The sequence below is a fragment of the Tistlia sp. genome (genome assembly GCF_040905785.1).
GTDB lineage: Bacteria > Pseudomonadota > Alphaproteobacteria > Kiloniellales > DSM-21159 > Tistlia.
Genome location: NZ_JBBDQW010000023.1, coordinates 36,033 through 47,412, shown reverse-complemented (window position 1 = coordinate 47,412; position 11,380 = coordinate 36,033). Strand labels below are relative to the sequence as shown.

The 11,380-nt window shown below is 72.8% G+C and carries 10 protein-coding genes and 1 pseudogene; 7 read left to right on the top strand and 4 right to left on the bottom strand.

The window, feature by feature from the left end; genetic code table 11:
* Positions 1–317: pseudogene (locus WD341_RS05785) on the bottom strand (excinuclease ABC subunit A); the annotation flags it as partial.
* 255 nt (positions 318–572) lie between these two features.
* Here WD341_RS05785 and WD341_RS05780 point away from each other — a divergent pair.
* Positions 573–3,551 (top strand): hypothetical protein, encoded by a 2,979-nt coding sequence (locus WD341_RS05780; protein WP_368424484.1) that lies wholly within the window; start codon positions 573–575, stop codon positions 3,549–3,551.
* 135 nt (positions 3,552–3,686) lie between these two features.
* A complete protein-coding gene (ssb, locus tag WD341_RS05775; protein WP_368424483.1) occupies positions 3,687–4,226 on the top strand; it encodes a single-stranded DNA-binding protein in 540 nt (179 codons plus the stop codon).
* Positions 4,227–4,524: 298 nt separating this feature from the next.
* On the opposite strand, the gene WD341_RS05770 is transcribed toward ssb, so the two are convergent.
* Positions 4,525–5,139 (bottom strand): hypothetical protein, encoded by a 615-nt coding sequence (locus tag WD341_RS05770; protein WP_368424482.1) that lies wholly within the window; start codon positions 5,137–5,139, stop codon positions 4,525–4,527.
* 56 nt (positions 5,140–5,195) lie between these two features.
* Positions 5,196–5,579 (bottom strand): hypothetical protein, encoded by a 384-nt coding sequence (locus WD341_RS05765; RefSeq protein WP_368424481.1) that lies wholly within the window; start codon positions 5,577–5,579, stop codon positions 5,196–5,198.
* Positions 5,580–5,825: 246 nt separating this feature from the next.
* Here WD341_RS05765 and WD341_RS05760 point away from each other — a divergent pair, with 246 nt between their 5' ends.
* The 5 genes from WD341_RS05760 (at position 5,826) to WD341_RS05740 (ending at position 11,194) form a co-directional block, all read left to right on the top strand.
* Entirely contained in the window at positions 5,826–6,548 is a 723-nt protein-coding gene (locus tag WD341_RS05760) for a response regulator (RefSeq protein ID WP_368424480.1), read from the top strand.
* On the top strand, positions 6,545–7,966 hold the full coding sequence (locus WD341_RS05755; protein WP_368424479.1) for an ATP-binding protein: 1,422 nt from the start codon (positions 6,545–6,547) through the stop codon (positions 7,964–7,966). Before WD341_RS05760 ends, WD341_RS05755 begins: the two co-directional genes overlap by 4 nt.
* 197 nt (positions 7,967–8,163) lie before the next feature.
* On the top strand, positions 8,164–8,967 hold the full coding sequence (locus WD341_RS05750; protein ID WP_368424478.1) for an HpcH/HpaI aldolase/citrate lyase family protein: 804 nt from the start codon (positions 8,164–8,166) through the stop codon (positions 8,965–8,967).
* A complete protein-coding gene (locus WD341_RS05745) occupies positions 8,964–9,809 on the top strand; it encodes a TauD/TfdA dioxygenase family protein (protein WP_368424477.1) in 846 nt (281 codons plus the stop codon). Before WD341_RS05750 ends, WD341_RS05745 begins: the two co-directional genes overlap by 4 nt.
* Positions 9,806–11,194, top strand: a complete 1,389-nt coding sequence (locus tag WD341_RS05740) for an MmgE/PrpD family protein (protein WP_368424476.1) — start codon at positions 9,806–9,808, stop codon at positions 11,192–11,194. Before WD341_RS05745 ends, WD341_RS05740 begins: the two co-directional genes overlap by 4 nt.
* Here WD341_RS05740 and WD341_RS05735 read toward each other — a convergent pair.
* Positions 11,191–11,380: SDR family oxidoreductase (locus tag WD341_RS05735; RefSeq protein ID WP_368424475.1), on the bottom strand; the 190-nt coding region annotated here is incomplete at its 5' end. The two genes, WD341_RS05740 and WD341_RS05735, sit on opposite strands and share 4 nt — an antisense overlap.

Sequence of the window (11,380 nt, the reverse complement as noted above, 5' to 3'; positions counted from 1 at the left end):
GTGCCGACCGTCGAGCGCGGGTTCTTCGAAGTCGTCTTCTGCTCGATCGAGATCGCCGGCGACAGGCCCTCGATCGAATCGACGTCGGGCTTCTGCATCAGCTCGAGGAACTGGCGCGCGTAGGCCGAGAGCGACTCGACGTAGCGGCGCTGCCCCTCGGCGTAGATCGTGTCGAAGGCGAGCGAGGACTTGCCGGAGCCCGACAGGCCGGTGATCACCACCAGCTTGTCGCGCGGCAGCATGACGTCCAGGTTCTTCAGATTGTGCTCGCGGGCACCGCGCACCTCGATGCGGGGGCCCTCGATCGGCGAGGCCATGGCTGCTCCGGCGGAACGGGCTGTCGAAGGTAAGAGACGCGCCCGGACCGGGCGACCGCCTCCCATATGGTCCCGGGCGGGACCGATAGCATCCCGGAACAAAAGCAAAACACGCGAGTCTCGTCAATCGGGCGGTTCGGCGCCGCTTGTGAAACCCTGCGGTTGCCGTCGCCGGCCGTCGGGTTCACACTTGCCGGGCCGAGGAGGGGCCCCGCCGAGACGTGCGGGCGACCTCGGCGACGGGAGGGGGAGACAATGGCTGCTTCGAGCTGGGTGCGGGCCGTCGGCCTGCTGGCGGCGCTGGCGCTGCCGATACTCGCGGACCGCGCGGAGGCCGAGACCACCGCCGCCGAGGGCGCCTGCGCCTTCCCGGCGCCGGAGGAGGCCGCGGTCGACGCCTTCCTGCAGGCCTGGTGCTACAACGACTGGCCGAACGACGTCGAGGTCCGGGACACCGGCCCCTACATCGCCGAGAACCCCCTGTCCTTGGGGCCGCTCGATTTCGGCGTCCATCCGGCGGTGCGCATCTTCTACTCGCCCAACATGGCGGCCTGGGTCGAGGCCGGGCGGCCGGAGGCGGGGCCGAAGCAGCCGGCGATGCTGGTCAAGGAGATGTACTACCCGCCGCCGGCGGCGCGCTACCAGGGCCTGAGCGCCGAGACCAAGGTCGCCCACGTGACCAGCTGGACGGTGATGGTCTACGCGCCCGAGCGGGTCGCCGACGGCTGGTTCTGGCTGTACGGCGCCAACCCCGCCTGGGTCGACCCGACCAAGGCCCCGGACGCGAGCGGCGACGCGACGGTGACGGCGAGCGCGGCGGGCGGGGCCGGCGAGGGGCACAGCGCCGCCTTCGTCGAGCGCGTCACCCGGCAGCTGCAGTTCCCCGACGCCGCCTTCGGCTCCTACTGCACGCGCTGCCACTCCTCCTCGGTTGGCTTCCAGACCTTCTCGACCACGGAGAACTTCGGCCCCGAGGCCGACCCCCGGACCTACCTTGTGGTGCCGCCGGCCGCGGCGCCGGGCCAGGACCCGGCCTTTCCTCACGTCCGCTCTCTCGGCCTGACGACGCCCGACACCGCCGACGACCTGCCGCTGCCGCCGGCGGCGCGCACTCCCGACATCCACGCCCACATCGGCAAGGGCGAGGCGACGAACCGGGAGGAGGGACCGCCGCCCTCCGGCTCGCCGCAGCTGACCCAGCCGCTGCGGGAGCCGAACCGCCTGTGGCTCGAGACCTACCCGGAGATCCCGCTGGTCTCGACCGAGTCGGTCGAACGCCACGCCTTCGCGCCGGAGTCCTTCGACCACCGCTTCATGCCGCCCGACGCGCCGCCGCACCCGATCGAGTACGTCACCTCGGACCAGTGCATCGGCTGCCACGACGCCTCGGTCTCGGCGCAGTGGAACCCGCAGATGCTCTACCCGGACAAGGAGAGCGGCAAGCTCGCCAACCTCTCGGTCTACGGCGAGTGGCGCAACTCCATGATGGGCCTGGCCGGGCGCGACCCGATCTTCTTCGCCCAGCTCGAGTCCGAGCGGAACATCCACGAGCCGATCGAGACCTGGACCCAGGACACCTGCCTGTCCTGCCACGGCGGAATGGGCCAGCGGCAGTTCCACGCGGATCGGCCGGACGCGCCGGAGTGCGGCTTCTTCGAGACCAGCCGCGAGGTCTGCTTCACCCGCGACCGCCTGCTGCCCTTCAGCACCGAGGTCGACGCCAACAGCGAGGGCGACCTCAAGTACGCCGCGCTCGGCCGCGACGGCATCTCCTGCGCGCTCTGCCACCACATGTCGGACGAGGGCCTGGGCACGCCGGCGAGCTTCACGGGCAACTTCAAGCCGGGCCCGACGGGCGAGCTCTACGGGCCCTTCAAGGACGTCCTGGTCAAGCCGATGGAGCAGGCGCTGCAGATGACGCCGCTGCACGCCGACCACATGAGCCAGGGCGCCATGTGCGGCTCCTGCCACGCGATCCGCCTGCCGGTCTTCGATCGCGGCAAGCCGGTCATGGAGACCGATCCCAAGACCGGCAAGCAGGAGCAGCTCCAGCACTTCGAGCAGACGACCTACCTGGAGTGGCTGAACTCCGACTTCCAGAACGAGGTCGAGCCGGTCGACCTCGCCTCGGTGCGGACCTGCCAGGACTGCCACATGTCCGACCGCTTCCAGGGCAACAGCCTGAAGATGGCGATCGCCAACATCGAGGACGCCAACTACCCCGACACCGACAACCGCCTGCCCGACGCCGAGATCGACGTGCGGCCGCGCGACTTCCGGCGCCACACGCTGCTCGGCATCAATCTCTTCGGCATCGAGATGTTCCAGCAGTTCAACCTGATCCTCGGCCTGCGCACGGTCGATCCCATGGTCCCGGGCGCGACGCAGCTCGGCCTGCAGACCGCCGAGGACGCCGGCGTCGAGTTGGCCCGCGAGCAGTCGGCAAAAGTCGAGATCGAGGCGCTGACGGCGGGCCGGGAGGGCCTCGAGGCCGCGGTGCGCGTGACCAACCTGACCGGCCACAAGTTCCCCTCGGGGGTCGGCTTCCGCCGCGCCTTCGTCAACTTCGAGCTGCAGGACGCGGCGGGGCGGCCGCTCTGGGCCTCGGGGCGCACCAACGCGGTCGGCGTCATCCTGGGCGCCGACGGCAAGCCGCTGAAGACCGAGTTCTTCGGGCCCGACCAGCAGGCGTGGCAGCCCTTCCACCGGACCATCGCCAGCCAGGACCAGGTGCAGATCTACGAACTGCACGAGCGCGACGCCCGGCAGCAGATCACGACCTCCTTCCTGTCGCTCTACGAGACCGTCAAGGACACGCGGCTGGTGCCGCGCGGCTGGCGCAGGGACGGGCCCTGGGCCGAGGTCACGACGCCCTGCGCCTACGACGCCGCCTACCGCGGCGGCGAGAGCGGCCACGACCCCTGCCGGCGGCTCGACCTGCCGGGCTACACCGGCGGCGGCGGCTTCGACGCCCTCACCTACGAGGTCGCCTGCACGCCGGAGACGGCGCACAGCCTGGCCGCCACGCGCACGGTCGTGGCGCGGGTCTACTACCAGGCCCTGGCGCCCTACTACCTGAAGCAGCGCTTCAGCGACGCCGACGGCCCCGACACCCAGCGGCTGCACTACTTCGGCAGCTACCTCAGGACCGAGGGCACGCCCGTGGAGGACTGGAAGATCCTGATCGACGAGGTCGCGGTGCCGCTGCCCGAGGGCGCGCTCTGCGAAGGCTGACGGAGCCGGGCGCCGGCTGCCGGGCGCTTCCGCCGCGTCGCCGGCTGGGGATAAGCTTGCGGCCTTGCGCGGTTGGCGGACTCCGCGAGGGACGCTAGGGTCCGCCCGCACCACTGACACGAGGAACGAACGGCGATGGCAGGCAGCGTCAACAAGGTCATTCTGGTCGGCAACCTGGGCCGCGACCCGGAGGTCCGGACCATGCAGTCGGGCGGGCGCGTCTGCAACCTGGCGCTCGCGACCTCCGAGAGCTGGCGCGACAAGCAGAGCGGCGAGCGCCGCGAGAAGACCGAGTGGCACCGGGTCGTGATCTTCAACGACAACCTGGTCGGCATCGCCGAGCGCTTCCTGAAGAAGGGCTCGAAGATCTACGTCGAGGGCCAGCTCGAGACCCGCAAGTGGCAGGACCAGTCCGGCCAGGAGCGCTACTCCACCGAGATCGTGCTGCGCCCCTTCCGCGGCGAGCTGACCATGCTCGACGGCCGCGGCGACGGCGAGGGCGGTGGCGGCTACGGCGGCTCTGGCGGCGGTTCTGGCGGCGGTTCCGGGGGCGGCTACGGCGGCGGCTCGGGCGGGAGCTCGGGCGGCGGTGCCGGCGCCGGCGGCGCGGGCGGCGGCGATTGGGGCGGTGGCGGCGGTGGCGCTCCCGACCTCGACGACGACATCCCCTTCTGAGCCGAGGGTCCTTCCGGGCCGCGGGTTTCGTCTCCCAGGCCCCTCGACAAGCTCGGGGATGAAGCGGCAGGAGGCGCTTCCTGCCGCGTCACCCGGCCGGGCGCCGCGCCCCACTCCAACCGAAGCAGAGGCCTGCGCTCCCCTCCGCTTCGCGCTAGCTCCAAATTCCGCTTCGTCCCGAGCTTGTCGAGGGGCGTGGGCGCTCGCGCCTTCCGGGTCCTCGCGCCGCCTCGGCGGGTGACGTCGCCGGGCATCGGTCCAACGCTTCTCCGTCCCGTGACTGGCCCGGCCCCCTCAGCTACTGGATCGGCGCCAGGCGATAAGGCGCGCTGACGATCGTGCCGAGCTCTTCGGTGTCGATCGCGAGCCTCAGCGCGAAGGCCTCCTCCAGGGAGCGGCGCGAGGCGGTGACCAGGAAGCCGACCAGCTGGATCGGCACGTCGGTCGCGAAGCGGCGCCGCGGCGTGCCGATCGGGAAGCCGGTGAGATTGGTGTCGATGCGGTAGACCTGCCGGTGCCAGGGCCGCAGCTGGTAGCCCGACGACCAAGTCGAGCTGCAGAGCGCCGGCTCCGCGGCTAGTGCGACGGCCGCGGGCGGGACGGCTGCGGGCCGGGCGGCTGCGGGCGCACCTGCCGCGGCCTGCACCGTGTCGGCCAGGCGCTCGCAGGAGAGGCCCCGCACGACGACCGCCCGGTCGGTCATGTTGCTGAGCATGGCGTAGATCCAGAAGGGCTCGGCCTCGGCCGCGACCTCCTGGACCCGCACGTAGCTGCCGGGCAGCAGGTGGATCTCGATACCCGGGGTGGCGGTGGCGGGGACCGCCCCGGCCGGCGCGGCGGGCAGGGCGGCGCCGAGGAGGAGCGCCGGCAGGAATCCGACCATCCGGACCCACCCAAGGACGCTGGCCGTCATGCCGCCCTCCTCATGCCGCCCTCCTCATGCCGCCGTCTCCTTCCGGCCCCCGCCGGTCAGTGGGTGGTCGAGGTGCCGGGCGCGCCGGAGGCGTAGGCGGTCTGCCGCCGTGCCTCGACCGCGCTCTGCAGGATCGTCTCCTCGGCGCGCCTGAGGCGCTGGTAGGAGTCGACGATCTGGATCGCGAGGTCGCGCGCGATGCGGTCGCGCACCGCGTCGCAGCGCAGGGCGGCGACCAGGACCGGGTCGCCACGCCGCTCGGGCGCCAGCTCGCCGCGCAACTGGTCGAGCCGGAGCGCGCTCGCCGCCTGCTCGATGTAGCGGGTCGGGTCCGGCTCGGCGATCGCCTTCATGGCGAGGTCGATGACCTGGGCCACCAGCTGGGTGAAGGCGGGAGGGAAGACCTCCCGCGCGCCGTCCTCCTCGATCTGTCCGGCCATGGGCGCTTGTTCCTCCATTGACGATTGGCGGTGACGTTTGGCGGTGGCGCGGCTGTCGGGGCGCGCCGCAAGCGGCCATGGACGCCCCGGGAACTCGGCCAGCAGGGCTCATCCAACCATGGCGCTGTATCAGGACTTTGTCGGCGGGCCGCGGGGTCGTACCAAAGTGTGTCCGCCGGCCTGCGCGCGGAGCCGGGGCCGGCTTTTCGGGTACCGGCCAGGTCGCCCGATCCTATAGTGGGGCTCATGTCCGAGCCGGCGCACATACTGGTCGTCGACGACCATCAGGAGATCCGGCAGCTGGTCGGCCGGCTCCTGGAGAAGGAGGGATACCGGGTCAGCACCGCCGCCGACGGCCGGGAGCTGCGCCGCCTTCTGGCCAAGGGCGGCGTCGACCTCGTCGTGCTGGATCTCATGCTGCCCGGCGAGGACGGCCTGACGATCTGCCGCGACCTGAGGGCCGGGTCGGCCACCGTGCCGATCATCATGCTGACCGCCAGGGGCGACGGCGAGGACCGGATCCGCGGGCTCGAAATCGGCGCCGACGACTATATCGCCAAACCCTTCAGCGGGCGCGAGCTGGTCGTCCGCATCAAGGCGGTGCTGCGCCGCACCAACGCCTTTCCGCCAGGCCTGGCCGGCACCGCGCCGAGGGTCTACCGCTTCGGCGCCTGGACCCTCGACAGCGGGCGGCGCGAGCTCGAGTCCGATGCCGACATCGTGGTGCCGCTCAGCACCGGCGAGTACAAGCTCCTGCTGGTCTTCCTGCAGCACCCGCAGCGGGTGCTGACCCGCGAGCAGCTGCTCGACCTCGCCAAGGGACGCACCGCGACGGTCTTCGACCGCAGCATCGATCTTCAGGTCAGCCGGCTGCGCCGGAAGCTCGGCGACGATGCCAAGGACCCGAAACTCATCAAGACCGTCTGGGGCGGCGGCTACCTCTTCACCCCCAAGGTCACCGGCGGATGAGGTTTCCCTATGTCCGCAGCCTGAGCGCCCAGACCCTGGTGGTGCTCTTCGCGGGCCTCGTCGTCTCGCATTTCATCGGCATGGCGATCTACTCGCTGGACCGCCGCGAGGCGGTCATGACCGACGAAGCGGTCGATGTCGCCGAGCGGGTCGTGAGCGTCGTCCAGCTGCTGCGGACGCTGCCCGTGGAGTGGCGCGAGGAGATCGTCCGCGGCTTCGACAGCCGGACCTTCGGGGTCGCGCTGGCCGCCGTCCCCCCCGGGCCGCAGAGCGAGAACCGCAAGGAGGTCCTGGCCGCGGAGGTGAGGCGCTATCTGCGGCAGCACCTCGGCCTCGCCTCCGACGATTCGATCCGCCTCCGCTTCAGGCGGGCGACGGACCCCTCGGTCCAGCCGGTCGCAGGGGCCGGCGCGGAGCCTCAGGGGGAGCCCCTGGGCGAGTCCGGGTGGCGCAGGGTCCTGGAGCGGCTCGGCGGCGGCGACCGCTACGACCGCCTGGAGATCTCGGCGCGGCTGGACGACGGCCAGTGGCTCAACTTCCATGGCGCGCTGCCGCGGGTGGGCGAGCTCTGGCCGGGGCTGGCGGGTGCCTACATCCTGTCGGTGGCGCTCGCCGTCGGCGCCCTGACGACCTGGCTGGTCGCCCGCGTGACGGCGCCGCTCTCCGCCTTCGCCGGGGCCGCCGAGCGTTTCGGCCGGAACATCCGCGCCGAGCCGCTGCCGGAGACCGGGCCGACCGAGGTCGTCCAGGCCTCGCGGGCACTGAACGAGATGCAGGAGCGGCTGCGCCGCCTGGTCGAGAACCGCACCCAGATGCTCGCCGCGATCTCCCACGACCTGCGCACGCCCGTGACCCTGCTGCGCCTGCGCGCGGAGCTGATGGCCGAGGGCGACGAGCGCACCAAGGTGCTGGACACGCTCGACGAGATGGAAGCCATGATCGCCTCGGTGCTCGACTTCGCGAAGGGCACCTTCCACGACGAGCCGCAGCGCCAGGTCGACCTGTCGGCTCTGGTCGCGAGCCTCTGCGACGACATGGCCGATGCCGGTGCCGACGTCGTCTTCGACCCGCCCGAGCGGGTCGCCGTCACCTGCCGCCGGATCGCCCTCAAGCGCGCCCTGACCAACCTGATCGACAACGCGGTGAAGTACGGCGGGGCCGCCCGCGTCGCGGTCCGCGCCCGGCCGGAGGTCGTCGAGGTCGTAGTCGAGGACGACGGGCCGGGCATCGCGCCGGACCAGCTGGAGCGGGTCTTCCTGCCCTTCTACCGGCTCGACGGTTCGCGGGCCCCGGGCAAGGGCGGCGTCGGGCTCGGGCTGAGCATCGCCCAGGCCATCGTCCACGGCCACGGCGGCACGCTGACCCCCGAGACCCGCCCCGAGGGCGGCCTGCGCGTGCGGGTGTCGCTGCCGCGCTGAGGAGGGGCGAGCGGCCCCCGTACATTGCCGTGACGGCACTTCCCCGCGGGAGGTTCCCGCCTTGCCGGTGGCGCCTACGGCCGCCCACTGTACATACTACTGAGTATGTGGCACGACTCGACCTCCTCGAGGACGAGCGCGGAGACCGACATGGCGAAAGCGGGGGACAGAGGGCAGCGCTACGGGAGTGTGAGCCCATGACCGACGCACCTGCGCGACGGCCCGGCCGATTCCGCCCGAGCCGACTGCGAGCCCGACTCGACGCCGGGGACTGCCCACTGGGGTTCCATTGCTTCTCGGGATCGGCCGCGGTGATCGAGGCGGCGGGTGCCGGGGGCCTCGACTTCGCGATCCTCGACCAGGAGCACTCGCCCAACGGCCCCGCCGTCCTGGCGGCGGCGGTGCGGGCGGCCGACAGCGTCGGTGTCGACCTCCTGCTGCGCGTGGCGACCCTGGACGCGGGCCTGGGCGCGCTGCTCGACTGCGGGCCGGCCGGCCTCGTGGTGCCCCAGGCGAGCGCGGCGCGCATGGCTCGGGCCGGGGCGCTGGCGCGCTTCGCGCCGGCCGGCGCGCGCGGTGCCTGCCCGGTGGTCCGCGCCGGCGGCTACGGCGTCGCCGACTGGCCGGCCTTCGCCGCCGAAGCGAACCGCGAGCTGCTGCTGATCGCCCTGATCGAGGACGCAGCCGGCCTGTCGGAGGCCGAGGAGATCGCCCGCGACCCTGGCGTCGACGCCCTCTTCGTCGGCGCCTTCGACCTCGCCGTCTCGCTGGGCCTGCCGCCGGGCGAGCTGCGTAGCGCCGGGCTGCTCGGCCCCTTCGAGGCGGTCCTGGCGGCGGCGCAGGGCAAGCCGGTCATGGCCTCGGCGGGAGTCGAGGGTAGCGACTACGGTCAGTGGCTGCTGGCCAAGGGCGTGCGGATCCTCTCCTGCGGCGCCGACCTGCAGATCGTCCACCGCACGGCCCGGCGCCTGCGTGCGGAGCTGGGGAGCCGACAGGCATGAGACTAGAGCCGCTGAGGCCCGCCTTCGGGCTGGAACTGCACGACCTCGACCCGGCCCACGCGTCGGCGCTCGAGGCCGCCGACCTGCCGTCGCTGCTGGCGCGCCATGGCGTGCTGCTGCTGCGCGACCGCCCGATGACGCCGGAGGCGCAGATCGCCTTCTCGCGCAACTTCGGGGCACTGGAGAGCCATGCCGCCTACCCGGCCGCGCTGCGCCATCCGCAGCACGACGAGCTGCTGGTCGTGAAGCGCTACCAGGTCGAGGGGCGGGCGCTGCGCTTCGGCGGGCAGTGGCACTCGGACCTCTCCTACACCCTCGCGCCCTCCAAGGCCTCGGTGCTCCACGCCCTCGTCGTGCCGCCGAGCGGCGGCGACACGCTGTTCGCGGACCTGGCCGGCGCCTATGCCGCCCTCCCGGACGCCGCGCGGGAGCGGCTGGAGGGGCTGTGGGTGGTGCACGACCTGGCCAACGGGCGCCAGTACGGCGACTCCCCGCCCGATGCGATCGCCGCCATGCGCGCCAAGTCCCCGCCGGTCGAGCAGCCGCTGGTGCGCCGCCATCCCGAAACCGGCCGCCCTTCGCTGTTCATCAGCGAGTGGATGACCCGGCGTGTCGTCGGCATGAGCGAGGCGGACAGCCGGGCGCTGCTGGAGCCGCTGCTGGCGCACACCCAGGACCCGGCCTTCCTCTACCGCCATCGCTGGAGGGTCGGCGACACCCTGATCTGGGACAATCGCTCGACCAACCACCTGGCGATGGGCGACTACGAGGGGGAGCGGGTGCTGCACCGCTGTTCGCTGCTCGGGGAACCCTGCGGCCGTCCGGCGCGGCCGGCAGCGTGAGCCGGGTGCCGGCGCGGCAGGAGGGCGCTACGGACCTGGGGAGGCGGCTGACCCGTAATGCGTTGGCCGTGGACGGCGCGGCCCTCGACGCCGAGCGGCTGGCGCGGCTCAAGCTGTGCCTGCTGGACCTCCTCTCCTGCGTCCTCGGGGCCGGCCCGATGCCCTGGAACGCGCCCCTCCTGGCCTATGCGGCGCGCGCCTGCGGGCAGGGGCGGGCGGCAATTCTCGGCACGAGCCATCGCTGCGCGCCGGCCGAGGCTGCCTTCGTCAACAGCGCCCTGGGGGCCGGCGCGTCGCGCAGCGACATGCATCCGCCCAGCGCCAGCCACCCCGGCCTGGTGATCTTCCCGACCCTGCTCGCCCTCGCCAGCGAGGAGGAGATCGACGGCCGCGAGTTCCTGCTGGCCGCGCTCGCCGGCTACGAGGCCATGGGCCGGACCGGGCGCGCCCTGGTCACAAGCGACAACAGCCGGCGCTTCCGCCCGAGCGGTCTCTGCGGCCCTGTCGGTTCCGCCCTGGCGGCCGCACGTGCCCTGGACCTCGGGGAGGAGCGGGCGCTGTCGGCGCTGGGCATCGCCGGCAATGCGGCCGGCGGCCTGATGGAGTGGGCCTTCTCGGGCGCGCCGGACCTCTGCTACCAGCCGGCGCAGGCGGCGCGCGCAGGCACTGTCGCCGCCCTGCTGGCGCGCGAGGGCGCCCGCGGCTCCCACAGCATCCTCGAGGGCCCGGCCGGCCTGCTCGCGACTTTCGGCGGGCCGCCGGAGCGGGCGGGCCTGCTCGGCGAGCCCTGGGGCGGCGCCTTCGAGATCGATGCCGTCGAGTTCAAGAGCGTGCCGATCTGCGTTTTCGCCCAGGCTGCCGCCTTCGCCGCAAAGCAGCTGGTCGACGGTCAGGGGCCGGACCTCGACGCGGAGGCGATCGAGGCGGTCGAGGTCGCGACCTTCGGCAAGGCGCTCGACTATCCCGGCTGCGCTGCCGGAGGCCCGATAGCGACGCCGCAGGAAGCGCGCATGAGCATCCCCTTTTCCGTCGCCTCGGTGCTCGTGCTGCGGGACCTCGGCGACGCCAACTTCGCGGCCGTCGGCGATCCCCGGATCGCCCGGCTGGCGGCTGCGGTCGAGCTGCGCGGGGACGAGGCGATGGACGCCGCCTTTCCCGGGCGGCAGCAGGCACGCGTCGCCGTGCGGCTTGCGGGCGGACAGCGGGTCGAGAGCTTCCTGCCGGCGCTTCCTGTCTTCGGGCCCGCGCAGGTCCGCGAGCGCTTCCGTCGCTGCGCCAGCGGCGTCCTCGGCGAGACGAAGGCGCGGGTGTTGGAGGATGCGGTCGAGGACCTGGAAGGGCTGGCGCGCGTCTCTCCCCTCCTGGGGCTGCTCCGACCTTGCTAGAGGGAGCCGGCCGAGGCCGGCCCCTCGGCTATGTGCAGCCCTGGGCCGAGCCCGGCGCCGCCGTCGAGGTGGAGCAGCTGCCCGGTGATCATCGCGCCGGCCGGGCCGGCCAGCAAGGCGACCAGCTCGGCGACCTCCTCGGGCCGCGTCGTGCGGCCGAGCGGGGTCGCCGCCGCCAGCCGGTCG

What these genes read in the sequence shown, in the direction of transcription:
- WD341_RS05770 (WP_368424482.1), bottom strand. Translation starts at nt 5,139, where the DNA reads ATGACGGCCAGCGTCCTTGGGTGGGTCCGGATGGTCGGATTCCTGCCG.
- WD341_RS05750 (WP_368424478.1), top strand. Translation starts at nt 8,164, where the DNA reads ATGACCGACGCACCTGCGCGACGGCCCGGCCGATTCCGCCCGAGCCGA.
- WD341_RS05745 (WP_368424477.1), top strand. Translation starts at nt 8,964, where the DNA reads ATGAGACTAGAGCCGCTGAGGCCCGCCTTCGGGCTGGAACTGCACGAC.
- WD341_RS05755 (WP_368424479.1), top strand. Translation starts at nt 6,545, where the DNA reads ATGAGGTTTCCCTATGTCCGCAGCCTGAGCGCCCAGACCCTGGTGGTG.
- WD341_RS05765 (WP_368424481.1), bottom strand. Translation starts at nt 5,579, where the DNA reads ATGGCCGGACAGATCGAGGAGGACGGCGCGCGGGAGGTCTTCCCTCCC.
- ssb (WP_368424483.1), top strand. Translation starts at nt 3,687, where the DNA reads ATGGCAGGCAGCGTCAACAAGGTCATTCTGGTCGGCAACCTGGGCCGC.
- WD341_RS05760 (WP_368424480.1), top strand. Translation starts at nt 5,826, where the DNA reads ATGTCCGAGCCGGCGCACATACTGGTCGTCGACGACCATCAGGAGATC.
- WD341_RS05780 (WP_368424484.1), top strand. Translation starts at nt 573, where the DNA reads ATGGCTGCTTCGAGCTGGGTGCGGGCCGTCGGCCTGCTGGCGGCGCTG.